This is a genomic window from Halomicrobium urmianum (assembly GCF_020217425.1).
Lineage (GTDB): Archaea > Halobacteriota > Halobacteria > Halobacteriales > Haloarculaceae > Halomicrobium > Halomicrobium urmianum.
Genome location: NZ_CP084090.1, coordinates 3,158,583 through 3,183,834, shown reverse-complemented (window position 1 = coordinate 3,183,834; position 25,252 = coordinate 3,158,583). Strand labels below are relative to the sequence as shown.

Sequence of the window (25,252 nt, the reverse complement as noted above, 5' to 3'; positions counted from 1 at the left end):
GCTACTCGCCGCCGCCGATGACCGACGACAGCTGCTCGCGCCACTCCTGCAGCTCCTGGATGTCCTCGCTGATCCGGTCGATGCGCTCCTCGACGTCCTCGCCTGCGGCCTGCTCGCGCAGCTCGTCCAGCTCGGACTCGTAGTCCTCGACCTGGGCCTCCAGATCCTCGACCTGCGACTCCACGTCGCCGACCTGCGAGCCCACGTCGTCGACCTGCGAGCCCACGTCGTCGACCTCGCCGACGACGGTCTCGACGTCGTCGGATAGCTCGGAGATGGCCTCCTCGTTGTCCGAGATGGTCGACCGGAACTCCTCGAGGTCGGACTCGAAGGACTCGACCTCGTCGCGGAACTCCTCGATCAGCTGGTCGCCGGTGCCGTTCTCGTCGAGGAACTCCTCGAGGGCGTCGGCGTAGGCGAGCACCTCGCTGACGTCCCCCTGGAGCTTCTCGACGCGAGCCTGGACGCTCCCGCTCGTCTCGTCGCCGGCGAGGTCCAGCGCCTTCCGGAGCAGTTCCACGTCCTCCTTGTCGACGTTCTGGTTGCGAATCTCCTCCGCCATGGCCTCGACGACGCTCCCGCTGGCGGCCGTCGCGGTGGTCGCCGCGTCGGCGGCCGTCTGCCCGCCGGCCCCCGCCTGACCGTCGGCCGTCGCCTGCCCGTTGGACCGCTGGCCGCCCTCGCCGTTGGGGTCCTTCAGGTCGAGCGTCTCGATGTCCTCGTCGTCGACGTCGTCGAGCCCCGGGACGCTGTCGGCGTCGCCGGAGATGACGTCCTTGACGGCGTCGGTCCCGTCGCCCACGAGTTCGCCCTCGTCGTCCTCCAGGGGCGGGTCGACCGACTCGAGGTTCGGTTCGGTGAGGAACTGCTTGACGTTGTCCGTCCCGGTCGCCCGAATGCCGTAGACGGTCGTGAACTCGGAGTCCGCCTCGATCTCGCGCTCGAAGGCGATCTCGTCGTCGTCGATGGTCCAGAACTCGCTGCCGTACTCCGGGTGGAAGCCCAGGTCCTCGACGGCCACGTCCTCCGGCACCACGTCGGAGAGGTGGACCGTCACGGGTTCACCCCGCTCGGACCTGAAGTTGAACGCGATGGCCGGGACGGGGAACTCGTCGGCCTCGTACCGCTTCGTCACGGTCACCCCGTCTGAGGCCACGGTCACCTCCTCGTACGCCTGTGAATCGCTCATACCCCTACACCACGTACGGACGGTATTAAAGATACGTACTACTAGCTAAATGATACGTTACGGCGGCGTAGCGGCCGGTTACGTCCCTTCAGCGGTCCAGCCTGTCACCGATCTGGAGGATTTCCAGACCCTCGGGATAGGGGAACGAACGCGCGTGGTTGTGGAGGACGGTCGGGTCGGTAGTCATCCCCTTCCACATGTCCCAGTGGGTCGGGACGAGCGCGTCCAGCTGCAGCTCGTTGGCCGCCTCGACGATCATGTTCTCGTCGCTGTACCAGCGCGTCCGCTTCGGTTCACCGGTCGCCTTGTCGTCGATCATACCGACGGTGCCGAACGCGAGGACGCCGACGTCGATGTCGTAGCGCTCGCCGACGGACTCGAAGTCCCCCGGGCGGGCGTCGCCGCCGTGGAAGAAGGTGGTGTCGCCGTGCTCGACGACGTACGACACCGGGTGCTCGGCGTCGGGGTCGTTGGCCGGCTCCACGTGGATCGTCAGGTCGCCGACCTCGAACTCGTCGCCCTCCTCGACCTCGTTGAGCTGGCCCTCGTCGACGCCCCACTCCTCGGTCCAGCCCTCCTCCTCGACGACGTCGAGGCTGGCGTCGGCCCCGTAGAAGTCGGCACCGGTGTTCGCCAGGATCGGCGCCTGGCTCGGCCCGTGGACGTGGTCGACGTGCTCGTGGGTCGCCAGCACGGCGTCGGCCGCCGCGACGTCCTCGGGATCGAAGGGAATCGGGACCATCCGGACCGTCCGCGGCGGATCACCGATGCCCAGATAGGGGTCGATGAAGGCGGTCGTCCCGCCGCTCGACTTCAGGATGAATCCGTTACACCCGAGGTACCAGACGGCCAGTCCGTCCGGGTCGGCGTCCTCTACCGCGCGAACGAGCCAGTCGCCCCAGTCGCTGTGAACCATACCCCACAGTGGTCACACCGGCCGCTAAACGATTTCGGACGCATCGCGAGGCGCGTTACTCCCCGCTCGCCGACGCCGCGGGGAGCGTGAAGAAGACGGTCGTCCCCTCACCGGGCTCGGAGTCGATCCGGACGTCACCGCCGTGGCGCTCGACGACGCGGCGACACAGCGCCAGCCCGATGCCGGTGCCCTCGTGGTCGTCGGCGTCGGGCCCGCGCTCGAACACCCGGAACACCCGGTCGACGTCGTCGGGATGGATGCCGGTCCCCTCGTCGCTGACCGAGAGCACCCACTCGGTGCCGCTCTCCGCTGCGTCGCCGCCCCGTTTCGAGGCGCTTCGCCCCTCGTACCGCTCAGCGCCGACGTGGATCGTGGGCGGCGCGTCGCCGGAGTACTCGATGGCGTTGTCAATCAGGTTCTGGAACACCTGCCGGAGCTGTCCGGGGTCGCCCTCGACGCGGGGGAGCGAGTCCGCCGTGACGTCGGCGTCGCTCTCCTCGATCCGGATCTGCAGGTCGTCGCGCACGTCCGCGAGCACCTCGTCGAGGTCCACCGGCTCGAACGGATCGCCCCGGGTCTCGACGCGGGAGTACTCCAGCAGCCCGTCGATCATGTCGCGCATGCGGTCGGCGCCGTCGACGGCGAACTCGATGAACTCCCGGCCGTCCTCGTCGAGCTTGTCGGCGTACCGCGATTCGATCAACTGGAGGTAGCTGGAGACCATCCGCAGCGGCTCCTGCAGGTCGTGCGAAGCCGCGTATGCGAACTGCTCCAGTCGCTCGTTGGACGCCTCCAGTCGGTGCTCGTACTTCCGGCGGTCCGTGATGTCCCGGCCGATGCCCGCGAGGACGCGGTTGCCCTCGGGGTCCTCGAGCGTCGAGGCGACGAACTCGTAGGGAATCCGCCGGCCGTCCTTCGTGCACACGTCCGCCTCGACCTGCACGCTCCCCGTCTGGAACCCCTCGGCGACGGCGTCGGCGATGGTCTCCCGGCCGTCCCCGTCGAAGAACTCGACGACGTTCGCCGACGCGACCTCGTCCTCCGCGTACCCCGTCACCTCGTGGAGGCTCTCGTTCCAGCGCTGCAGCGCCCCGGAGTCGTCGAGGAGGTAGAAGATGTCGTCGACCGCGTCGAGGACGTCGTCGGTGTACTCCCTGTACCGCTGGAGGCTGCGCTCGCGCTCGCGCAGCTGTCGCTCGCGCTCCTTGCGCTCGGTGACGTCGCGGTCGGAGACGATGATCGAGACGACCTCTCCGTCGTCGTCCGTGACCGGCCGGAAGTACCCGCTGAGGACGTACCGTTCGCCGTCCGGGTCGGTGAGGTCGGCCTCGAAGTCGACGTACTCGCCGTCGGCGGCCCGCTCGGTCCACTCCCGGACGTCGTCCTGCACCCCGTCACCGGTGCCCCACCAGGGCGTCTCCCAGAAGGGCTCGCTCCGGACATCACCGAGGTCGGCGTCGATGTACTCCATCGCCGTCTCGTTGATGTCCAGCACCGTCCCGTCGGGATCGAGCAACCCGACGAGGATGTTCGGGTCCTCGAAGACCGCCTCGAATCGGCGCTCCGTCCGCCGTAGCTCCCGCTCGCGCTCGTTCTCGTGGACGTCGTCCGCGGCGTCGCCAGGGGGGCTCGTCTCGCGGTCCTCGCTCCACCACCAGATCCGGTGGGAGTCGCCCACCCGCTTCGATTCGACCTCGCCGCGCTCGACGAGGTCGGACAGGTACTGGTCCGCGGTCTGATCGTCGCAGTCGAGTTCCCCGGATACTTCGGTGGTCGTGAGCGGCGTAGTCGACTCCTCCAGTCGTGCGAAAACGGCCCGGACGTCCTGCCGGTCGACCCCGGGCGTCGACCCCGATGTTCCCATTGGGCAGACTGGGAGCGCGAGACACTAAATGCTTGACACTACTGTTTCGCCGCGGGTCCGCCTCCGACGGACCGCTCGGCCAGAAAACGCGGTCCTCGTGCGCCGACCTGGGCCTTCGGCCCCGCTGGAAGCCGGCCGCAGGCCGGCGACGAAGCGAACGAGGGCCCAGCAGAGCGAAGTCGTTCGAGAGAGCGAATCTCTCTCGAACCACTCTGACGGCGGCGAATAGAGCCGCTCGCGCCGACGGCGCTCGCGGGAACTAGTCTTCGCAGCAGCCGCCCGCCTTCTCGCCGAAGTCGACGACCAGTTCTTCGGAGACCATCTCGTTGAGTTCCTGGAGGCGCAGTTCCAGTTCGCTCTGTGCCTCGAGGTAGTCGCTCATGACCGGCAGGGAGTGGAGCTCCTCCTGTGCCTCCTGGAGGGTCCGCATGGCCTCCTGGTCGGCCTCGCCGGTCTGGCGGGCCATCATGAACTCGTCGCGGATCTGCTCGAACTCCTGGATCTTCTCCTGGGCCTCGTCGTCGTTCTCGACGCGCTCCTTGGCCTCGGCGAACTTCTGGTAGACGGGGAGCTCGGTGATCGCCTCGCCGAACTCGGCGGCGAGTTCAGCGACGCGGCTCTCGGGGGTGACCTCGCCGGTCTCGGTCTCGATGCTCATCACCGACTGGTTACGTCTCGCGGGGTATAGACCTGCCGAAACCGCGGACCGTACGGGCCGGTGGTCGCCGCTCGCGACGGGCGGACGGTGCCGGCGGAGCAGCGCTCCCGCGACGGCGATCCGCGGAGCGCCGCCACGGTACCGCGGCAGGCGAAACCCACATCATCTATCGTGCGTCGGTATCAACGCCTATAATCGGGCGCAAGCGTTTAGTCCGGGTTTCGTTCTCCCAGAACCATGGGACAGCAAACGACTGCGGGCGAACTGACGACGGCGATGGGCGACGGGAACGGGGAGTTCTGGCGGCAGGCGTTCGAGTCGGTGATCGCGGACCTGCCGGAGGCGGCGTTCGTCGTCGACGAGCGCGGCGACATCACGCACTGGAACGGGGCCGTCGAGGCCCTCCTCGGGCTGTCGGCCAGCGAGGCCGTCGGGACGAACGCCTACGACGTGTTCGGGACCGACGGGAAGTCAGAGACGCTGGCCGAGAAGGTCGTCCGGACGGGCGAACCCGTCCGCGAGGAGGAGTTCCGATCGGCCGAGAAACCGAACAGGACGACGGCCCACGCGCGTGCGGTCGGGATCCCGATCACGAGCCCCGGCGGCGAGGTGGTCGGGGCCGTCGAACTGCTGCTGGACGTGACCGACGTCGTCGAGCAGCGCGAGGAGCTGCGGGACCTCCAGTCCCGGATGACCGACGACGTCGAGGCGGCTGTCGCCGAGCTCGGCGAGTCCGCGACGGCGGTCGCAGATCGATCCGACGACATCAGGGAGACCGCCGACGCGCAGGCCGGCGACCTCGACGAGGTGCAGTCCGAGGTCTCCGAGTTCAGCGCGACCATCGAGGAGATCGCCTCCAGCGCGGAGGAGGTCAGCAACCAGAGCGCCGAGGCCCGCGACCTTGCCGAGGAGTCCGTCGACACCGCGTCGGAGACGATCGACCGCGTCGAGACCGTCGCCGACGCCTCCGAGCAGGTGGCCGAGGACGCGCTGGAACTGCGCGACCGCGTCGAGGCGATCGACGAGTTCGTCGAAGTGATCGACGATATCGCCGATCAGACGAACATGCTGGCGCTGAACGCGAACATCGAGGCCGCCCGGAGCGACGGCAACAGCGAGGGGTTCGCGGTCGTCGCCGACGAGATCAAGGACCTCGCGGACGAGTCCAAGGAGCACGCCGACGAGGTCGAGCGCATCGTCGACGAGGTGCGGGAGATGGCCGACGACACCGCCGGTAACGTCGAGGAGACCACGGAGGCCGTCCAGCAGGTGCTGTCGGACCTGGAGGCGGTGCTGGACAACCAGGAGGCGATCCTGACCGCCGTCACGGAGACCGACCAGGGGGTCGGGGAGATCGCCGAGGCGACGGACGATCAGGCGGCGAGCGCGGAGGAGATCGCCAGCATGATCGACGAGGTCGCCCGCCGCGCTGCGGACGTCTCCCAGGCCGTCGACGAGATCGCGACCGCCAACGAGACCCAGAGTCAGATGGTCCGCGACCTCGAGGGGAACGTCGAGCGGGTCGAGCGGCGGCTCGAAGCGGTCATGGACTGATCGGCGAGCGCGCGCCGTGAGCGCCGACGCCGCGGACAGTGTTGAAGCGCTGCGGTTTTACGCACTGAGCAGTTAAACCGCTCCAATGAGTCAAGAGCGGACGGAGGGGGACCTCCGCAACACCGGTCTGTCGCTGCGACACGACCGGGAGTGGGACTACGAGATCGACCGGATCGCCGAGGCGGTCGACGAGCGGGACGCCGAGACGGTCGGCCTGCAGTTCCCGGAGGGGCTGAAGCGGCGCGGTCCGGCCGTCGCCGACGACCTCCGCGAGGAGCTGCCCGACGGCGTGCAGGTGATGATCTCCGGGCAGCCCTGTTACGGCGCCTGCGACCTAGACACCTACCTGATGCGCCGGACGGACGTGTTCGTCCACTTCGGCCACTCCCCGATGAAGGAGTCGGACAAGATCATCTACGTGCCGCTGTTCTCCAACGTCGACGTCTTCCCGATCATGGAGCAGGCCCGCGAGGACGAACTGGCCCCGCCGGAGGAGCAGGAGGACGTCGGCCTCGTCACGACGGCCCAGCACATGAACAAGTTCGACGAGATGAAGGGCTGGCTGGAGGAGCGCGGCTACACCGTCCACACGCGCAAGGGCGACGACCGCCTCACCCACGAGGGCCAGGTGCTGGGCTGTAACTACGCCAGCGCCGACGTCGACGCCGACCAGGTGCTGTACGTCGGCGGCGGCAAGTTCCACCCGCTCGGGCTGGCGATGGAGCACCCCGAGAAGAAGGTCGTCATCGCAGACCCCGTCAACAACGCCGTCCACGTGGCCGACACGGAGAAGTTCATCAAGCAGCGCTACGCCGCCGTCCACAAGGCGATGGACGCCGAGAACTGGGGCGTCATCTTCTGTACGAAGATCGGACAGGGCCGCTGGGACCAGGCCCAGGAGATCGTCGAGAACAACGAGAACGCCTACCTCATCACCATGGACGAGGTCACGCCGGACCGGCTGACCAACTTCGGGATGGACGCCTACGTCAACACTGGCTGTCCGCGGATCACGACCGACGACGGCCCGCAGTTCAAGAAGCCGATGCTCACGCCCCAGGAGTACCGCATCGCCGTCGGCGAGGAGGACCTCGAGGAGCTGCAGTTCGACACCTTCCACGGGACCTGGTAGGGCGCGCTCCAGTCGCGCCGCTTCTGACTCTCGTCGAGCAGTTCGACCGCTCGGCGTGTCCCGGACCACCGAACGGCTGCCGGCGTGAGACCGCTCCAGCGCTATCACAGCTGATAGCCGCAGGCGAGTTCTTTTAAGAGAGGGTCCGCCTGAGAAACGCATACGACCGAGCACCGACGTCGCAGGCCGTCTACTCTCCTGACAGAGTGGCACCCGCTCCGTCTCGTGCTCCAGCGTCGAGCCCACAGCTATGACTCACTCACTGACCCACGCATGACGGATCGGGTATCGACCGCCTCCACGTACGTCGAGCCGCTCGACCGGGACCGGTCAGCTCTCACCGTGCTGGCCGTGGCCGTCCCGGCTGAGGACCGGACGTCGCTCGCCGACGCGCTCGAGCGGCGGGCCCGACCGGCGGAACTGATCGGGGCGGAAACCGCGACGGCCGCCGTCGAACGAGTCGCGGACGGCGGCGTCGACTGCGTCGTGGCCAGCACCGACCTCCCGGACTCGACCGCTCTCGAACTCCTCGCGAGTGTGCGGGACGAGCGCGACGGCGTTCCCGTCGTCGTCTACGCGACGGCGGGGACGGACACCACTCCGACGGACGCGATCAACGCCGGGGCCGACGGATACTTCCGGGCCGGAGACGGTCCGGAGACCGTCGACCGAATGGCCGAGCGCATCGAGACCGTCGCCGAAGACTGGCGCTCTCGAGTCGCGCTCGCCGAGAGCAATCGCCTGCTCCTGCGCCTAACGGAGTACACCACCGATTCCTCTGGATGTTCACCGGCGACTGGGAGGACACCGTCGTCGTCAATTCGGCGTACGAGGAGGTCTGGGACCGCTCGGTGGCCGATCTGATCGAGGATCCTGGGGACTTCCTGGAAGGCGTCCACCCCGCGGACATCGATGCGATCACCGACGAGATGGAGCGCGTCTCGAGCGGAGAACCGGCCGACCTCGAGTACCGCGTGACGATGGACGGCGAGACCCGCTGGCTCAGCGTCCACGCCGAGCCGGTGGTCGGCGACTCGGGCGACATCGAGTACGTCGCCGGCTTCACCCGGAACGTAGACGACCTGAAACAGCGGGAGCTGAGTATGGGATCGCTGAACGAGGCGCTGACGGACCTCCTCCACGCACGCGACGAGGAAAGCGTCGCCGCGACCGTCGTGGACGTCGCGGAGTCGGTGATCGACTGTCCGGTGACCGTCGTCCGCGGGAAGGAGGCCGAGACGGGATCGCTCGTTCCCCTCGCGGCGACTGAGGCCGTCCTCGACAGAGTCGGTGCCGAGGACCTGTCTGAACTCCCCGTCCTAACGTCGGGGGACAGACTGTACGAGATCGTCGAGGGCGGCGAGTCGAGGCTCGTCGAGGACGGGGACGCGCTCGCGGAGACGACGCCGGTGAGCATCGACGTCGGCTCCCTCCTGGTGGTTCCCCTGGGTAATTACGGCTCCCTGACAGTGGGAACGCCGCCGGGGGAGCGGCTGAGCGCGTACGAGCGAGACCTCCTCGAGGTCCTGAGTCGGACGGCGACCGCGGCGCTGAACCGGGTGCAACGCGACGAGGAACTGGGGGCTTATCGGACGGAACTGGAACAGTCCAACGAGGACCTGGAGCAGTTTGCGTACGTCGCCTCCCACGACCTGCAGGAGCCGCTGCGGATGGTGTCGAGTTACGTGAGTCTCCTGGCGGACGAGTACGACGGCGCACTCGACGCGGAGGCGGACGAGTATCTGGAGTACGCCGTCGACGGCGCGGACCGCATGCGCGAGATGATCGACGCCCTCCTCGATTACTCCCGCGTCCACACGCACGCCGAGGACCCCGAATCGATCGACGCGTCGGCCGTACTGGACGACGCGCTGGCCGAGCTCGCGCTGCTGATCGACGACCACGGCGCGACCGTCGACCGCGGCGAGCTACCGACCGTCGTCGCCGATCCGGACCAGTTGCGGCAGGTGTTCCAGAACCTCGTCAAGAACGCGGTGGAGCACGGCGTACCGGAAGACGACGACACCGGGGGCGCGCGGATCGCGGTCGAAGCGACCGAGCGGGACGACTGCTGGGAGTTCTCGGTGGCGGACGACGGACCCGGGGTCCCGCTCGATCGGCAGGACGACGTCTTCGACATCTTCCGGACTGGCGGGTCCGGCGGCGGGACCGGGATCGGGCTCGCGGTGTGCAAGCGGATCGTCGAGCGCCATGGCGGCGACATCTGGATCGACTCGCAACCGGGCGACGGGACGGCCTTCCGATTCACGCTTCCGCCCGAACCAGGCGGCGTGGGGGAGAGACAGCGATGAGCGGAGAACAGGGCAAGCCCGTCGAGATACTGCTCGCCGAGGACAACCCGGGCGACGTCAAGCTGACGCGAAAGGCCCTCGAACGAGGCCAGATAGCCAACAACCTCCACGTCGTCGAAGACGGCGTCGAGGCGCTGGGCTACCTCCGACAGGAAGGCGAACACGCCGATGCGCGCCGTCCGGACCTCATACTGCTGGACCTCGACATGCCCCGCAAGGACGGGAAAGAGGTCCTGCGGGAGCTCCGTGACGACGACGACCTGCGTCGCATTCCCGTGGTCGTTATGACGAGCTCGGCGGCAGAGGAGGACATCGCGAAGTCCTACGACCTGAACGCGAACGCCTACCTGACCAAGCCCGTCGATTTCGACGGGTTCCTCGACGTCGTCGGCCGGATCGAGGAGTTCTGGCTGACGGTCGTGAAGATCCCGCCGGAGTGATCCCGTGGCAGTGACAGACGATGTCCCCGTGCTGCTGGTCGAGGACAACCAGGGCGACGCGACGCTGATCCGGCGCGTGCTGGACCAGTCGTCGGTCAGGGCGTTCGTCGGCGACATCTCGCTGGTCCACGTCGAGACGATGTCGGCCTGCCTCGACAAGCTCGCCGACGGGGCCTACGACGTCCTCCTGCTCGACCTCGGTCTGGAGGCGACGACCGGGCTAGCGACGGTCGAACGCGTCTTTGAGCACCACCCGAACCAGGCGGTCATCGTCCTCACCGGACTCGACAACGACGAGATGGCGATCGACGCGATCCGGGCCGGCGCGCAGGATTACCTCCCGAAGGACGACATCGACGCCGACCGGCTGATGCGCGCGCTCAGGTACGCGGTCGAGCGGAGCAAACAGGAGCGGGAGCTCCAGCGGCGCACCGAGCAGATGGAGTTTTTCAACAGCATCCTCCGCCACGACCTTCTCAACGGCATGAACGTCGTCCAGAGCCGCGCGTCGATGCTCTCGTCGGACCTCTCCGGCGAGCGCGAGCAGTACGCGGAGACGATCCTCCGGTGGAGCAACAACATCGTGGACCTGACGCGGAAGGTCCGGTCGACCCTCGACACGCTGACGACGGAGCGGCCGACGGAGCTCGAACCGGTTGCCCTCGCGCCGGTGGTCGGCTCACAGGCCGACCGCGTGCGATCGATGGACGACGACGACGTGACGATCGACGTCGACTGCCCCGACGGCGCGAGCGTGATGGCGAACGACCTGTTCGGTGACGTGCTCGGCAACCTGTTGACCAACAGCGTCGAGCACGGCGGCGACGCCATCGCGGTCACCGTCGCCGAGCGCGCCGGAGCGGACGCGGTCAGGATAACCGTCGACGACGACGGACCGGGGATCCCCGAAGACCGTCGCAGCGAGGTGTTCGAGCGCGGCAACAAGGGCGCGTCGTCGTCGGGCACCGGGTTCGGCCTCTTCTTCGTCCGGGCGATGGTCTCGTCCTACGGCGGTGAGGTGTGGGCCGAGAACGGTCCGGACGGCGGTGCCAGGTTCGTAATCGAGCTCCCACAGGGCCCCGACAGCGCGTCGACCGAGTGACCCGGCCCGGCGATCACGCTCCCTCCTACTCGTCGAACCCGTGCGCGCCGATCAGCGGCACGTACTGCGCCTTCCCGTGCCGGCTCCGGTCGAACGCGCCGTTCCGCTTCTCGAACAGCGCGAGTTCGTGCGGCCCCTCGCGCGGTCCGAGCGGGAGCACCAGCCGGCCCGGGTCGCGGAGCTGGTCGCGCAGCGGTGACGGAACGTCCGGCGCGGCCGCGGCCACGCTGATCCGGTCGAACGGGGCGACCCCGGGGAGACCGCGCGACCCGTCGCCGACGATCACAGAGACGCCGCCGTAGCCCGTCCGGTCCAGCACCCGGCGGGCGCGCTCGGCGAGGTCCGGGCGTCGCTCGACCGTGACGACGTCTTCGGGGCCGGCGAGTTCGGCGAGGACGGCCGCGTGGTACCCGCTGCCCGTGCCGACTTCGAGGACGTCGTCACCGGGCGCTACTTCGAGTAACTCCGAGGTCCGCGCGACGAGGCGGGGTGCCGTGACGACCTGGTCGTGCCCGACGTCGAACGGCCGGTCCTCGTAGGCTCGCTCGCGGTCCGAGTCGTCGACGAACTCGTGGCGCGGCACGGCTCCGACGGCCTCTGCGACCCGGTCGGACGTTATCTCGCCGGCCGTCCGGAGGTGGGCGACGAGGTCCTCGCACGCTCGTTCGGCCTCCGCGTCGTCCATGTGCGGACTACGAGGCGACGCCCGTTCAGCCTTCTGTGTGCCTCGGCCGCCCGCCGATCGCGTCGCCCGCGTCGCCGCCGACGGATTACTGCCGGAAATACGCCAACGCTTTTGGATGCGCGGAAAGAATGTACGCCGATGGCAACGAAGCGCGCCCTCGCCCAGCAGCTCGGCGTCGTCGCGGGGTTCGACGACCCGAAGGCGCCGCTGGAACAGTACCGGACGCCGCCGGAGCTGGCGGCCCACCTGATCCACCTGGCGGACCTGCGCGGCGACCTGGAGGGCCGGACGGTGGTCGACCTGGGCTGCGGGACGGGCATGCTCGCGCTGGGGGCGGCGCTGCGCGGGCCCGAGCGCGTGGTCGGCCTCGACCTCGACCCGGACCCGCTGCGGACGGCGCGGGACAACGAGCGCAAGGTCGCCTCGTCGACGTCCGTCTCCTGGGTCCGGGGCGACGCCGAGCAGGCGCCGCTCTCGACGGATCCCGCCGAGACGACCGTCGTCATGAACCCGCCGTTCGGCGCGCAGTCCGGCAACGAGCACGCCGACCGGGCGTTCCTGGCGACGACGGCCGACCTCGCGGGCGTCTCCTACTCGATCCACAACGCCGGCAGCCGCGAGTTCGTGGAGTCGTTCGCCGGCGACGAGGGCGGGGAGGTCACCGACTCCTACGCGGCGGAGTTCGAGCTGCCGCGCCAGTTCGACCACCACAGCGACGAGTCCCGGACCATCTCGGCCGAGGTGTTCCGGATCGAGTGGGGCCGCTGAGGTCGGCCGCCGCTCCGGGTCGCGGCACCGGTGCTCCGACCGCACCTAGTTGTACGTCTCCCGCGTCGCGACGGTGACCCGCGTCCCGCCGCGGCTGGCGGTCACGTCGGTCCCGTTGCGCGCGAACGTGAGGCCGGCCTCGGTGACGCGCGCGCCGTCCTCGGGGACGGGGAGGCTCCCCAGGCGCTGGCCAGCGCGGGTGACGGTGAGTGCGAACCCGCCGTCGGTCGGCCGGACGGTCACGTTGCGCCCGTCGATCACCGGATCCGCCCGCCGAGGCGGGGACTCGTAGGCGAGCGTCCGCTCGCCGCCGGCCGGCCGCAGATGGATCCTGTAGACGGTGCCGTTGCCGGCGGGGCGCCAGCCGGTCCGGTCGGCGAAGACGGGCCGGCGCCAGCCGACGCCGCCGAGCAGGACCCGCGCCCGGCCGCGATTTGCGAGCTCCTGTTTCAGGACCAGCGGGTACCAGATGTTCCGCTCGTCGCTGGTGACGATCACCCCGCTGGCGTTGACGGACGCGGGGTCGTCGAAGTAGGGGATCGAGACGGCGTTGACGTACTCGTGGGGGACGTCCTCCGCGTAGCCGACGGAGTAGTCTCTGACCTCGACGGACTGGCCGGGCGCGGATTCGGTCCCGACGTCGGCCACGTTGTACGGGACGGCCGCCGCGGAGAGCCCGAGGACCAGTGCGGTGATGACGGCCAGCGCGCCGAGGCGCGCCAGCCTGGTTGCGGCTGCATCGAGCGACGAGTGCTCGCCGTCGCCGGGGAACCGCTCCCGCGCCGCGGCCAGTGCAGCGACGGCCGCGAGGACGAACACGAGCGCCGTGCCCGCCCACCGGAACATGACGTAGCGGCTGCTGCTCTGCGGGAGGTAGATCGCCCACAGCCCCTGCAGCGTCGCGAACGCGAGCAGGCCGAACCAGAGGCGAGCGGGGTCGGGCCACTCCTCCCGGTAGTGGACGAACGCGACGGCCAGCAGGACGCCGGTCAGGACGCCGACGGCGTGGCCCTGGATGGCGACGTCGGCCCACCAGGGGGTGATCACGCGCGGGCGGGCGACCGCGGTCACTTCGGGGTTCCGCAGCGCCGTGACGACGAGGCCGACGACGCGGTTGGCCAGGATGGCCAGCGCGGCCGTGACCGGCCGGACGACGAGCGCGAAGCCCGCCAGCGCGAACACGACGCCGGAGAAGCCGATCACGGGGCCCAGCGCGAACAGCGAGGAGAGGATTCCGACCGCGACGCAGGCGACGGGGAGGGCGAGCGCCCGGGCGTAGGGGTTGCGCCGCCAGGAGGAGAACGTCGACACGCCCCGCTCGCGCGGGTAGTGTCCCACGGCGGACTCCACGACGGTCCCGAAGACCACCGTGCCGACGACGTTGCCCGTCAGGTGCGGCAGGCTCCCGTGAGTGAACGCCGCCGCGAGCATCCCGAGCGGGTAGAAGTACGACCACGACCGGAAGGCGACGACCACCGGGTTCCGCGGGCGGGCGAGCCCGCCCTGGGCGAAGAGGTACACGGCGACGACCAGCGCCATCGTGACGACCGTCCCCCAGGGGACGCCGAAGAGGAAGCGGGTGCGGAGCCGATCGGTTGCGTTTCGGCCCAGTCGGCCAAGCCGGAGGGCCGCGGCGGCGGAGAGCCCCACGGCGGCGACCACGGTCAACGCGCGCAGCGGAACCCACGACGGCACCCACTCGACGACCATGTGCGGCCGTTGGACGCGGGCGGCTTAGTCGTGACGCACCGTTCGCACTCGCTCGCGCGCCGCTGACGACCGGACGATCAGTCCCACTCGTCGTCCGCGTCTTTCGATCGGTCGAGACCGTCGGAGTGAACAGCGCCGACGCTCGCTGAGGCGGGAAGCGGACGGGTGGTGTGGTATTTAATACCTCAAGATGGTATTAAGTGGTAGTAAATACCGAAACGCTGCGTCAGAACAGGCCGACGCCGACGGCGAAGGGCCACGCCAGCCCGCCGACCGCGAGGAAGGCGACGGACGCGCCGAGCACGACGAGATTCTTCAGGAAGCTGCTCATCTCGTCCTGCTGGTCCTCCTCGGGGGCCGCCCAGAAGTCGTGCATCGTGGGCGTCGCCACGAGCAGGAAGCCGGCGACGGCACCGGCGGCCAGAACGGGGAAGGCGCCGGCCGCGATGCCGAGTCCGCCGGCCAGCAGCATCCCGCCGCTGAACAGCACCGAGAACCGCGGGGCGGGAACGCCTTTCATCTCCGCGTAGGGCGTCATCTGGTCGACGTTCAGGACATGGTTCAGGCCCATGAACGCCATGACGGCGCCGAAGAGGACCCGGCTCACGAGGAACAGCACCGCCGCCGGTCCGGAGAGGAAGGCCATCAGCGGACCACCTCCCGCTCGTCGTTCGGCCGTCGACTCGCTCCGATGAGTTCGGTTCGTCTCATAGCAGGAGTCCTTATGGGCTCCGCGTACTTATCATCTTTATAACACTTTTGTCACCGGGTGACGGGCGCGTCATCGGGGGACGCGAGTGCGGGCGGTGACGGCTCCATCGTCCCGACGGGGCAGAACGCAGGGTTTTTCGCTCATGGGGGCCGTGGTTGACCCCAATGGGAGTCCGGCCACCGGCAAACGACGACGACGAGCCAGACGTCATCGAGTTCGGTATCGCCGCGCTCGACGCCCGCCTGAGCGAGGCCGACGTCGAGTACCCGATCGAGGCCCGGTCGCTGGCCAACCGGCTCGGACACCTCGAGATCCCCTTCGACGCGACCGGGCACACCATCACGCTGGAGGAGGCCCTCGAAGAGGTCGACGCCAGGGAGTTCGACCACGAGCAGGAACTGCTGAACGCGCTCCATCCGGTCTTCGAGTCCAGGCGCGAAGCGACCGGCAACAGCCTGCTCTCGCAACTCAAGGCCCTCGTTCCCTTCTAAAGCCGAAATTGAAACGCGGCGGCCCGCCGACCACCGGCCGCGGCGCTCAGTCGTCCCCGGCCGACGTCTCGCCGTCGCCGGCCGCTTCGGGAGCCCCGTCGCTCCCGCCGTCGACGGCCGCTTCCCCGGCCGGATCTGCGGTATCGCCGGGCTGCGCGGCCGGATCGACCGACGGCGAGTCGTCCTCGCCGAGCTGGCGCGCGATCCGCTCGATCCGGCGGGTCTGCTCCCGGTTGACCGTCACGATCATGTCGGAGAGGACGCCGAACATCAGCAACTGGACGCCGAAGAGGATCCCCGAGGCAGCGACCACTGCGAGGACCTCGTGGGACGTGCTCGCGACGAACCAATCGTAGGCGACGTACAGCGCTACGAGGAGGCCGCCGACCGTACTCAGCATGCCGACGCTCCCGAAGTAGAACAGCGGGTTGTTCGTCTTCGCCATCCGGTAAATGGTGAAGACGATTCGGGCGCCGTCGCGGAACGGCCGCAGGTTCGTCTCCGACTCGTCGGGCCGCGGCTCGTAGGTGATCGGCACCACCGACGTCGTGACGCCGTTCTTCACGCACTCGACGGCCAGTTCGGTCTCGATGCCGAACCCGTCGGCCGACAGGGGGAGCCTGCGGGCCGACTCCAGCGTGAACGCACGGTAGCCAGAGAGGATGTCGACGAGGTCCCGGCCGTGGATCACCGAGAAGGCGGCGTTGATGATCCGGTTGCCCACCTGGTTGAGCCGCGTCATGGCCCCCGGCCGCATGTCCGCGAAGCGGTTGCCGATGACGTGTTCGGCCTCCCCCTCGAACAGCGGTTCGAGCATCCGGTCGGCGTCGTCGGGCCGGTAGGTCGCGTCGCCGTCGAGCATCAGGACGTACGGCTGGCGTACGTGCCGGTCGATCGCCTCGCGGACCGCCTGCCCCTTGCCCGAGCCCGATTGCGTGACGACTCGCGCGCCCGCGTCCTCGGCGACCCGGCGGGTCCCGTCGGTCGATCCGCCGTCAATCACCAGCACGTTGTCGAATCCGCGCTCGCGGAAGCCCGAGACAACCTCGCCGATGGTCTCGGCCTCCTGATAGGTCGGCACGAGCACGCAGACGTCGTCGCGGTCGGCCATCGCCCCGATATGCACGCTCTGCGCGCAAAAGTCTGCTGGGTGCAGGCGACGCCGAACGAAGTGAAGCGTCGCCGGACGAACGAGCGGGAGTGAGCGAAGCGAACGACACGCGAACCGCGAGGCCGACCGCAGGGAGGTAACTCGCGAGCCGCGAGTCGCTATTCTCGGAGCCGACCGCCCGTCAGTCGTCGCTTCGCTCCTCGCTCAGGTGCTCCCACACCTCGGCGCAGCCACAGCCGTCTTCGACGTCCTCCACGTGGGCCCGGTCGGTGCTGTCGTCAGGCATAGTTACTCAGTATGTGAGTAACTAATGCCAGCGACAAATAGGTTCCGGCCCGCTTTAGTAGGCGCCGACCCGTTGGGACGGACATGGCCGACGGCGCCGACGACGTGTTCGACCTCCTCGGGCTGACAGAGTACGAAGAGACGGCGCTGACGGAACTGCTGCGGCTCGGTCGGACGACGGCCCCGAACCTCGCCGAGGCCACGGGCGTCCCCAAGGCCCGCATCTACGGCGTGCTCGACGCGCTGTCCGACCGGGGCTTCGTGAAGGTCATCCCAGGTCGTCCGAAGCAGTACCAGCCCAAGCCGCCCGAGGAGCTGCTGGACCGCGCCGTCGAGAACCGCCGCCAGGAGTACGAGCAGTTCGAGACCCGGATCGAGGAGCTCCGCGAGCCGTTCCTCGACGAGTACGAGCCCCAGTACCGCCGCGCCAGCGAGGACATCTCGCCCACCGCCGAGCTGTTCCACGTCGTCGACGTCGGCGAACCCAGCGAGCGAGAGACCCGCCGCGTCTACGAGCGCGCCGACGAGGAGGTGGTCGTCATCTCCAAGAGCTTCGAGTACTTCGGCGCCGTGCGGCCGGCGTTCGAGACGGCGCGCGACCGTGGCGTCGACGTCTCGATCCTGCTACTCCACCCCGACCACCTCTCCCCCGAGAACAGGGCGACCCAGCGCGAGATCGTCGACGAGATCACCGAGACGTTCCCCGACGTCGAGGTTCGATACAGTACGGAGCGGCTACCCTGGCGCGGGACGATTGCGGATCCCAGTATGGACTACGACAGCGGCCGGGCTATTTTGCTCGTCCAGGAGGACGACGTTCCCAATCACATGCGCCAGGCCGCTATCACGGAGAACGCGTCTTTCGTGGCCGGGCTCAAGCGGTACTTCGAGCTGGTGTGGGAGTACGAGAGTCAGCCTCAGAGACATGACGGCGAGTAGCGCAAATCCCTGTGCGTCACCACCGTGTCGCCGACCGCCGTCTAGTGGTTTGGATGTCGGAAACGAGGGTCACCGCTGCGCTCGGCCGTCGTCGCTCTCCGCCAGTAACGTCTGATAGAGATCGAAGAGCTGTTCGAGGGTCCCCGTTGCTCGGTAGTTCGGCGCCTCTCGGCGTGCGATTTCGGTCATCGATTCGAGATCGACCAGCGCCGTTTCGAGTGCCTCAACCAGTCGTGGTACCCCACGGGGGGAATACGCGACTGACGCACCTGCCGGCGCGAATTCGTTGACGCCCGGCTTGTCGGTCAGGACGACCGGCGTTCCACAGGCCAGCGCTTCGATCTGCGCGTTCGTCCCGGCGGTTTCGTCGATCGTCGGAACGACGAGGAGGTCCCCCCGACGGTAGTACTCCGGGAGCTCACTCCTCGGGACGAACCCCTCTACCGTAACGGTCTCTTCCAGTCCTAGCTCCGAGATACGCCGTCGATCCGGGTCCCCGGCGCCAAGGAGCCTCGCCGTCACCGGAACGTCAAGTCGTGAAATCGCGTCGAGAAACTGGTAATAGCCCTTGTGATGGGAGAAGTCTCCGACGTAGAGCAGCTCCGGTGGCTCGCCGATAGTATCGTCCTCACCGGGCGTGAAACGCAGGTCGACGCCCGCTTCGAGGACAGTCGTGTCTGGGCGTTCGATGGAGAACGATTCTAGCATGTCCCGGTGATGCTCACTAAACGCAACGGCGTGATCGAACTCGCCCAGACGAGCAAGCGCGTTCTTCAGCCCGAACCGGAGACGATTCTCGACGTAGTCGGCGGTCCCTTCATCCCAGTGGGGGACATCCCGTACCGGTGACCAACCGCCGATGTTCGGGCCAACGACGACGGGGACGTCTGGGGCGGCCGCGAGGACGGTGGGATAAACGATGGTGTCCATCGGAACGACGTGGACGAGGTCGTATTCATTCTCACGGAGGGCACGCCCGATCCGGGGCGCGTTGAGGAGGAACTCCGGCTTGTTCTTCTTCGTCCCCCAGAGCGACTCCGCGTCGCCAAGGTAGCCGTGCGCCGTCGACGCGAGCGTGCCGTCCGGGTTACTGGCGGTGAACGCATACACGTCGAACTCGAACGGTGGATTGTCAACGTCGCGCGCGGTGTGGACCCAGTCCAGGAAACGGCCGTATCGACCGTCGCAGGATCCGTTGTAGTACGGGGTCACGTACGCAATTCGCATCTGTCCTCGACTGTGGCTAACGAACATTTAATACCACCCTATCGCCCCGTTATCTTTCTCGGCCGAGTTCTTGCCACCACCTGGCCACCTCGATAGGCGTGCGCAATCGGTCTTCGCGTCCGGACACCAGTTCCGCATCCGCCATCGGCGCGTCGTCGAGATGCGGATGTGACACGAGCGTTACGACGCCCACCGCGAGCATGTCCGGCGTTACCGCGGGGATGTGGGTCGGAACGAGCGTCACGCCCTCGACGTTTCGCGGTACCGGCCAGCGCCCCTCGTTCAGGCACTCGAAACCGTGGTCGGAGAGGACGCGAAGCGTCGTCCTGTCGTACTCGTGCCACGGCGGGATGAACGTATCCGGTTCGATGCCGTGCGTCTCCAGGATGTCGCGTCCACTTTCGATTCGTCGCTCCTGCTCCGCGCGGTCAAGTCCGGCGAACTCGCTCCGTTCGAGGTACAGTGGTCCGCCTCTCCCCTCGCCGACGTCCTCGTGTGTATAGCCGTGTTGTGCGAGTTCCCAGCCGTCCGCTTCGAGTTCGTGGAGGAACTCGACGACATCGGCATTCAGCCGCTCGCCCTCGTACTTCGGCACGATACCGATCACACCGCGCAGTCCGCGCTCGTTGTATCGCGAGAGGACGTCGACCCAGGTATCGTGATCGACAGACTGGTGATAGTCGTCGAACCGGAGACAGACGAGCGAAGCGCGCGTAATTCCGACACCCATCGTCAGTCTTCCACCGTCAGATGTACCCGAGGTCGCGCAATTGCTCTTCGAGCTCCGGGTCGTCCGGCGTGGCGAAATCCCCTGGTGAATCGAGCGGGTTCAGGCTGCCCTCCAGTTCGGCTTCGAGAGCGTCGACGACTTCGGGACGCTGGTCGGCGAGGTCCTCGGTCTCCCCGGGGTCCGCTCGCCACGCGTATAGCTCCCTGTTCCCGTCGTTGTCGACGATTAGTTTGTGCTTATCGTCGCGGACTGACTGGATGGTCCGAGCGAACTGCGTGGGGTCGAAGTCGGGATACTTGCGCTGGAGCCGCTGGATCGATCCCTCGAATCCGGCGTACTCGGCGAACGTGAAGTCGTGGTAGCGGCGCTGCTCGAAGTTCAGGAGGCTCTCCGCGAAGTCGTACTCCGGCATCGATGCACCCGCCGCGTCGAGGAATGTCGGGTGGAGGTCGACGAGAGACACCTGCTCGTCGATGGTCCGGCCGGCGACGGAGGCAGCGTCACCGGTCGCCGGTGGCTTGATGACCAGCGGTACGTGGAGTAACGTGTCGTACAGACAGAACGCGTGTCTCGCCAGACCGTGGTCGCCGAAGTTGTCGCCGTGATCGGCCGTCATCACGATCAGCGTGTCCTCGTAGACGCCCCGCTCCTTGAGGTGGGCCACCAGCCGACCGACGACGTCGTCGAGGTATCTGATGGCGCCGTCGTACCAGGCGCGGATGACGTCCCACTCCTCCTCAGTCATCTCGACAGCGTCGACCATGACGCCATCGCCGCCGCTGCTGCTGATCTGTCGAAGCTTCTCCGTGTCGTGATCCCTGAGGCGCTGGGTCTCGCCGCCGAGTTGTCCCCGGAGTCGCTCCAGGAACTCCCACCTCGGTCGGTCGAACCCGTCACAGAACATCTCCTTGTAGGGCCGCGGCGGATTGAACGGGTTGTGGGCGGTCTTGGCGTTTATGAACCCGAAGAACGGCTCACCGTCGTCGATCGATCGATCGACGAAGCGCTCGAGGCGGTCGTACTTGTACTGGGTTTTGTCGTCCGGGCCACGCGTGAGCGAGAAGAGGACCTGCCTCGCAAACGACCGATCAGTGAGGACTTTGCGAAAGAAGTCGACGTCCGGGGAGATCCGTCGCGTCTCGACGAACTCGTCGATGCCCCGATCGTATCCGCGCCCGGCGCGGATGTGCGCACCTGCGCTCGCCGCGAAGGTCCGGTACCCCTGACGCTGGAGCGTCTCCGGTAGTGTCTCGTCGTCGTCCGGGATTCCGAGCGAGTTGCCGTAGATGCCGGTGTGGGACGGGTACCTGCCGGTGAAGACAGCGCCGTGAACGGTCGGTGTCCAGATGGACGGCGCGAAGGCGTGGTCGTATCGGACGCCGTCGTCCGCCAGTTCGGACATCGTCGGCGTCGTCTCGCGCTCGTACCCGTAGGTCGAGGCGTGATCCACGCGGACCGCGTCAAGTACGAGAAAGAGAATGTTCGGTGCAGTCATGGTCACATGTATCCAAGGTCTTCGAGTTGCTGTTTCACGTCGTCCCCGCCGGCTTCGAGTTCGTACTGAGGACTGTCGCGGGTGTGCTCCCGCCCGACCAGTCCCGATTCGACCGAGTCTCGGACGTCCAGAACGCTCTCGATCTCCGCGACTCTGGCGGGATCGGTCCCGGCCACCATCGCCTCGTGGGTGTGGACGCCGTTCTGGAGCCCGTGGTCGCTGACGAGCAGTAACTCGTCGCCCTCCCGGAGATCGTCCCGGAGTTCGCCGACGAACTCGTCGACCTCGGCGTAGGCCTCCATCTGGAGGTCCGGGAGGTCGTACGTGACGTGTCCGATCAGGTCGAGGCCGCTCGTGTAGGCGAACACGAGTTCGTGGTCGGCACCGCGCAGCGCGCGCCGGGCGCGGGCGATCCGTATCATCGCCATCTCCATGCACTGCTCGTAGAACTCGTAGGGGTCGGAGGTGCGGTGGCCGCCCGTCGCCTCCGGGTCGCGCTCGAAGAGGTCGCCCAGGCTCCGCCTGAGCGCGTGCTCCCGGTCCTCGGCGTCGGGGTCGACGACGTAGTTCGGGATGCCGATGGGTTTCGCGTTCCGCCCGTCGAACACCGTTTCGATTCCCTGCTCATCGTAGTAGGTCGCCGGCGTCCGGAAGGCGTCCGCGCCCGTGTTCGTCAGGAGCCACGCGCCGATACGGGTCTGGAGGACGTCCGGCAGCAGGGCGTCGGCGAGGGTGCTTCCGTGGCGGAGCAGCGGGTTCTCCCAGGCGACGCCGTCGTCGAGTTCGAGCCCGTGTTCGGCCGGCGGGAGCCCGGTGATAATGGTCGGCCAGAGCTCGTGGGTGCTGGGTTCACCGGCGTGGCTATCGATGGTGTCGATGGCGCGATGCGACGCGAGCGTGAGGTTCGGGTGTGCCGAGGGGTCGACGAGGTCGGGGTCGAGCGCGTCGATGCCCAGCACGACGAGGACCATGCTATGGTCGATATCAGTAGTGGCAGGTTAATCTCTTTCGGAGCGGCGGTCAATATACGGCCGGAAGAAAAAACCGGAATACAAAAGACCGCACGTGAGAATTCCGACATAACCTCCATGGACGCGCCCAACGTCGTCTGGATCACCCTCGATAGCGTCCGGTCGGATCACACGACGATGGACGGCTACGAGCGCGACACGACGCCCGCGATCGCCGATCTCGGTGCGGACGGGCACGCGTTCCCGACTTGCATCAGCCACAGCAAGTCGACCCAGCCGTCCAGCGGCGCGATTCTGACCGGCTTCGCCCCGTCGCGGACGACGCTCGGGATCACTGGCGACGTCCTCCCGGACGGCGTCACGACGGTCGCCGATCGGTTCTCCGAGGCCGGCTATCACACGGCGTGTCTCTCGCGGAACTCCTTCGTCAGTTCCGCAACGAACCTCGACCGCGGGTTCGATCGGTTCCAGTGGCTCGCCTCGGAAACGATCACGGACCTCCCGCTCTCTACGCTCTTCAAATACGCTCTCAACATCCGGAAACACTCGGCCGGACTGACGCGTGACACGGCGAAGCACGCCTCGCCGTACCTCATGAACGAGACGGCCAAGCGCTGGCTCGACGATTTCGGCGGCGAGCAGCCCTTCTTCTTCTACCTCCACTACAACGAGCCCCACCGTCCCTACTACCCGCCGCTGTCGTACATCGACCGCTACGCTGACGACCTCGACATGTCTCCCCGCGAGGCGGCCGAGTTCGCGCTGGACGTCCACTACAATATGGAGGAGATCGTCGCCCACGGCTGTGACCTGAGCGACGACGAGTGGGACGCGCTCCGGGCGATGTACGACGCAGAGATCGCCTACACCGACGAGATGGTCGGCCGGCTCGTCGACCACGTCCGGTCGCTCCCGCTCGACGACACGGTCGTCGTCGTGACGGCGGACCACGGTGAACTGTTCGGCGAGCACGGGCTCCTCTCGCACCGATACGTCCTCTCGGACGCAGTCACGCGCGTCCCCGTGGTGATCTCCGGGCTCGAGGAGGAACTGGCCGCATCTGAGGACGATATTGTCCAGCACGCGGACGTGATGCGGACGCTACTGGAGACGGCTGACGCCGACACTGACGGGATGCTGGGCGTCGACCTCCGGTCCGAGACCCGGGAGTATGCCGTCTCCCAGCGCGGCCCGGTCGACTTCGAGGTGTTCTACGAGTACAACGAGGACTTCGACGCCTCGCCCTTCCACCTGCCGGCCCTGACGTCCCTCCGGACCGACGAGTACCGCTATCAGGAGAGCGACGACGGGTCCGACCTGTTCGCCCTCCCGGACGAGGAGACGGACGTGTCGGATGAGCACCCGGACGTCGCGGCGGACCTCTCGGAGGCGCTCGACGCGTGGCTCGACCGGTACGGCCAGCCCGTCGAGGCCGGCGAGAGCGGCGAGTTCTCCGGGGCCGTCCAGCGACAGCTGCGGGATCTCGGATACCTCGAATGACGCTCCGCATCGGCCGCGAGACGATCCTCCACTTCGCCTCGCAGGTCGGAGTCACCCTCGCCGGGTTCGTCGCCTCGTTCGTCATCGCGCGCATCGGCGGCGCCGACGTGTTCGGCCTCTACTCCGTCGCCGTCGCCATCATGTTCTGGATGAACGTCCCCGCGAAGGCGATCAGTACCGCGCTGACCAAGCGGCTGAGCGAGGGGGACGACCGCTCGACGTTCCTCGCGACTGGGCTGCTGCTCGAGGGGGGCCTCGCCGTCGTCCTGGGACTGGGTATCGCCGCCGCGAGTCCGCTCCTCCAGCGCTACGTGACGGCCCCGGTCGGACCGCTGCTGGGGCTGCTGGTCGCGGCCAACGTCGGACTGATCACCGTCATCGGAGCCCTGCAGGGCGAGAAGAAGGTCGCGGCGTCCGGGGGGATGAAGACGGCCGAGCGCGTCGTCCGCTCCACACTGCACGTCGGCCTCGTCCTCCTCGGCTACCGGGTGTCGGCGCTGGTCGCCGGCCACGTCGTCTCGCTGGTCATCGCCACCGCGATCGGCGTATACCTGTCGGACCTCGACGTGGGCCGGCCGTCGGTGGCTGCGGCGCGGAGCCTGATCGACTACGCCCGCTTCTCGTGGCTCGGCAAGCTGAAGACCCGCGCGTTCGGCTGGATGGACACCATCGTCCTCGCCGCGTTCGCGGTCGGCCCCGGCCTGATCGGCGTCTACGAAATCGCCTGGAACGTCGCGTCGATCTTCGCGCTGCTGGCCACGTCCGTCCGGAGTACGCTCTTCCCGGAGCTGAGCGAACTGGCGGCCGACGAGGGGTACGATCGCGTCCATCACCTCCTGAACGAGGGGATGGTGTTCACGGGGCTGTTCCTGATCCCCGGCCTGTTCGGGGCGGCCGTCGTCGGCAGGGGCGTGTTGCAGATCTACGGGACCGAGTTCACGCAGGGCGCGACGATACTCGTCGTTCTCGTCTTCGCCCGGATGCTCGCGGCCTACGGCAACCAGTTGCTCAACGTCGCGAACGCCGTCGACCGCCCCGACGTCGCCTTCCGCGTCAACAGCGTCTTCGTGACGGCGAACCTCGTGTTCAACGTCGCCTTCGTCTACGCGTTCGGCTGGCGCGGGGCCGCCGCCGCGACGGCGCTGTCCGGATCGCTCGTCCTGATTCTCGGGTACCGGTCGCTGCGGGGCATCATCGGCCCGCCGGACGTCCCCTGGGTGGAGCTGGGCAAACAGGTCGGGGCGGGGACGCTCATGGCGCTCACCGTCGCCTCGCTCCAGGCGGTCCTCCCGCGGAGCCACTACGTGACGGTCCTCCTCGTCGGGGTCGGCGCGGCCGTCTACGGCGTCGCGCTGCTGGTGGTCTCCACCCGGGTCCGCGAGAAGGCCGTCGCGTTCGTGCCGGCCGACGTCGCGCCGGACGCGCTCGGGAAGTGACGGGTGGTGAGGCGTCGACAGACGC

At 67.9% G+C, this 25,252-nt stretch carries 24 protein-coding genes; 11 read left to right on the top strand and 13 right to left on the bottom strand.

Annotated features, from left to right (window positions below):
* Position 1: 1 nt before the first annotated feature.
* From LCY71_RS16035 to LCY71_RS16020, 4 genes are all read right to left on the bottom strand, one after another.
* Positions 2-1,189, bottom strand: coding sequence for a putative sodium/potassium/calcium exchanger (locus tag LCY71_RS16035; protein WP_225334148.1), 1,188 nt, complete (start codon positions 1,187-1,189; stop codon positions 2-4).
* An 88-nt stretch (positions 1,190-1,277) separates the two neighbouring features.
* Positions 1,278-2,105 (bottom strand): MBL fold metallo-hydrolase, encoded by an 828-nt coding sequence (locus LCY71_RS16030; RefSeq protein WP_225334147.1) that lies wholly within the window; start codon positions 2,103-2,105, stop codon positions 1,278-1,280.
* Between the two features lie 55 nt (positions 2,106-2,160).
* Entirely contained in the window at positions 2,161-3,969 is a 1,809-nt protein-coding gene (locus tag LCY71_RS16025) for a sensor histidine kinase (RefSeq protein WP_225334146.1), read from the bottom strand.
* Positions 3,970-4,228: 259 nt separating this feature from the next.
* Positions 4,229-4,627 carry a YlbF/YmcA family competence regulator gene (locus LCY71_RS16020; RefSeq protein ID WP_225334145.1) on the bottom strand — a complete coding sequence of 133 codons (399 nt, stop codon included), beginning with the start codon at positions 4,625-4,627 and terminating at the stop codon, positions 4,229-4,231.
* A gap of 237 nt (positions 4,628-4,864) precedes the next feature.
* Between LCY71_RS16020 and LCY71_RS16015 the strand changes: the two genes are divergently transcribed.
* From LCY71_RS16015 to LCY71_RS15990, 6 genes are all read left to right on the top strand, one after another.
* On the top strand, positions 4,865-6,181 hold the full coding sequence (locus tag LCY71_RS16015) for a methyl-accepting chemotaxis protein (RefSeq protein WP_225334144.1): 1,317 nt from the start codon (positions 4,865-4,867) through the stop codon (positions 6,179-6,181).
* 85 nt (positions 6,182-6,266) lie between these two features.
* Positions 6,267-7,313 (top strand): diphthamide biosynthesis enzyme Dph2, encoded by a 1,047-nt coding sequence (gene dph2 / locus LCY71_RS16010; RefSeq protein WP_225334143.1) that lies wholly within the window; start codon positions 6,267-6,269, stop codon positions 7,311-7,313.
* A gap of 273 nt (positions 7,314-7,586) precedes the next feature.
* Positions 7,587-8,177, top strand: coding sequence for a response regulator (locus tag LCY71_RS16005; RefSeq protein ID WP_225334142.1), 591 nt, complete (start codon positions 7,587-7,589; stop codon positions 8,175-8,177).
* On the top strand, positions 8,096-9,625 hold the full coding sequence (locus LCY71_RS16000; RefSeq protein WP_225334141.1) for a sensor histidine kinase: 1,530 nt from the start codon (positions 8,096-8,098) through the stop codon (positions 9,623-9,625). The genes LCY71_RS16005 and LCY71_RS16000 overlap by 82 nt, the downstream gene beginning before the upstream one ends.
* Positions 9,622-10,065, top strand: coding sequence for a response regulator (locus LCY71_RS15995; protein ID WP_225334140.1), 444 nt, complete (start codon positions 9,622-9,624; stop codon positions 10,063-10,065). The genes LCY71_RS16000 and LCY71_RS15995 overlap by 4 nt, the downstream gene beginning before the upstream one ends.
* Before the next feature lie 10 nt (positions 10,066-10,075).
* On the top strand, positions 10,076-11,167 hold the full coding sequence (locus tag LCY71_RS15990) for a hybrid sensor histidine kinase/response regulator (RefSeq protein ID WP_225334139.1): 1,092 nt from the start codon (positions 10,076-10,078) through the stop codon (positions 11,165-11,167).
* Positions 11,168-11,192: 25 nt separating this feature from the next.
* Here LCY71_RS15990 and LCY71_RS15985 read toward each other — a convergent pair whose 3' ends face one another.
* A complete protein-coding gene (locus LCY71_RS15985) occupies positions 11,193-11,852 on the bottom strand; it encodes a protein-L-isoaspartate(D-aspartate) O-methyltransferase (protein WP_225334138.1) in 660 nt (219 codons plus the stop codon).
* Positions 11,853-11,990: 138 nt separating this feature from the next.
* Here LCY71_RS15985 and LCY71_RS15980 point away from each other — a divergent pair, with 138 nt between their 5' ends.
* Positions 11,991-12,620 (top strand): METTL5 family protein, encoded by a 630-nt coding sequence (locus LCY71_RS15980; RefSeq protein ID WP_225334137.1) that lies wholly within the window; start codon positions 11,991-11,993, stop codon positions 12,618-12,620.
* Positions 12,621-12,665: 45 nt separating this feature from the next.
* Here LCY71_RS15980 and LCY71_RS15975 read toward each other — a convergent pair whose 3' ends face one another.
* Both LCY71_RS15975 and LCY71_RS15970 read right to left on the bottom strand, forming a co-directional pair.
* On the bottom strand, positions 12,666-14,330 hold the full coding sequence (locus LCY71_RS15975; RefSeq protein WP_225334136.1) for a rhomboid family intramembrane serine protease: 1,665 nt from the start codon (positions 14,328-14,330) through the stop codon (positions 12,666-12,668).
* A gap of 226 nt (positions 14,331-14,556) precedes the next feature.
* Positions 14,557-14,976, bottom strand: a complete 420-nt coding sequence (locus LCY71_RS15970; RefSeq protein ID WP_225334135.1) for a DoxX family protein — start codon at positions 14,974-14,976, stop codon at positions 14,557-14,559.
* A 230-nt stretch (positions 14,977-15,206) separates the two neighbouring features.
* On the opposite strand from LCY71_RS15970, the gene LCY71_RS15965 reads away from it, so the two are divergent.
* Positions 15,207-15,533 (top strand): DUF5789 family protein, encoded by a 327-nt coding sequence (locus tag LCY71_RS15965; protein WP_225334134.1) that lies wholly within the window; start codon positions 15,207-15,209, stop codon positions 15,531-15,533.
* A gap of 46 nt (positions 15,534-15,579) precedes the next feature.
* On the opposite strand, the gene aglJ is transcribed toward LCY71_RS15965, so the two are convergent.
* The gene (gene aglJ / locus LCY71_RS15960; protein ID WP_225334133.1) at positions 15,580-16,644 is read right to left on the bottom strand and encodes an S-layer glycoprotein N-glycosyltransferase AglJ; all 1,065 of its coding nucleotides are present in this window, start codon (positions 16,642-16,644) and stop codon (positions 15,580-15,582) included.
* Between the two features lie 181 nt (positions 16,645-16,825).
* Positions 16,826-16,930, bottom strand: coding sequence for a DUF8595 family protein (locus LCY71_RS21885; protein WP_505706962.1), 105 nt, complete (start codon positions 16,928-16,930; stop codon positions 16,826-16,828).
* An 83-nt stretch (positions 16,931-17,013) separates the two neighbouring features.
* Between LCY71_RS21885 and LCY71_RS15955 the strand changes: the two genes are divergently transcribed.
* Positions 17,014-17,868, top strand: coding sequence for a TrmB family transcriptional regulator (locus LCY71_RS15955; RefSeq protein WP_225334132.1), 855 nt, complete (start codon positions 17,014-17,016; stop codon positions 17,866-17,868).
* 69 nt (positions 17,869-17,937) lie between these two features.
* Here the strand turns inward: LCY71_RS15955 and LCY71_RS15950 are convergent, their stop codons facing one another.
* Genes LCY71_RS15950 through LCY71_RS15935 form a run of 4 tightly spaced genes read right to left on the bottom strand, consistent with a single transcriptional unit; the run spans position 17,938 to position 22,291 of the window.
* Entirely contained in the window at positions 17,938-19,095 is a 1,158-nt protein-coding gene (locus LCY71_RS15950; RefSeq protein WP_225334131.1) for a glycosyltransferase family 4 protein, read from the bottom strand.
* A gap of 49 nt (positions 19,096-19,144) precedes the next feature.
* The gene (locus LCY71_RS15945) at positions 19,145-19,825 is read right to left on the bottom strand and encodes a DUF2334 domain-containing protein (protein ID WP_225334130.1); all 681 of its coding nucleotides are present in this window, start codon (positions 19,823-19,825) and stop codon (positions 19,145-19,147) included.
* A 16-nt stretch (positions 19,826-19,841) separates the two neighbouring features.
* Positions 19,842-21,320 carry a sulfatase family protein gene (locus tag LCY71_RS15940; protein WP_225334129.1) on the bottom strand — a complete coding sequence of 493 codons (1,479 nt, stop codon included), beginning with the start codon at positions 21,318-21,320 and terminating at the stop codon, positions 19,842-19,844.
* A gap of 2 nt (positions 21,321-21,322) precedes the next feature.
* A complete protein-coding gene (locus LCY71_RS15935; RefSeq protein ID WP_225334128.1) occupies positions 21,323-22,291 on the bottom strand; it encodes an alkaline phosphatase family protein in 969 nt (322 codons plus the stop codon).
* 117 nt (positions 22,292-22,408) lie between these two features.
* Between LCY71_RS15935 and LCY71_RS15930 the strand changes: the two genes are divergently transcribed.
* Both LCY71_RS15930 and LCY71_RS15925 read left to right on the top strand, forming a co-directional pair.
* Complete coding sequence (locus LCY71_RS15930) at positions 22,409-23,791, top strand: sulfatase (protein WP_225334127.1); 1,383 nt, start codon at positions 22,409-22,411, stop codon at positions 23,789-23,791.
* Positions 23,788-25,227 carry an oligosaccharide flippase family protein gene (locus tag LCY71_RS15925; protein WP_225334126.1) on the top strand — a complete coding sequence of 480 codons (1,440 nt, stop codon included), beginning with the start codon at positions 23,788-23,790 and terminating at the stop codon, positions 25,225-25,227. The genes LCY71_RS15930 and LCY71_RS15925 overlap by 4 nt, the downstream gene beginning before the upstream one ends.
* Positions 25,228-25,252 lie beyond the last annotated feature (25 nt).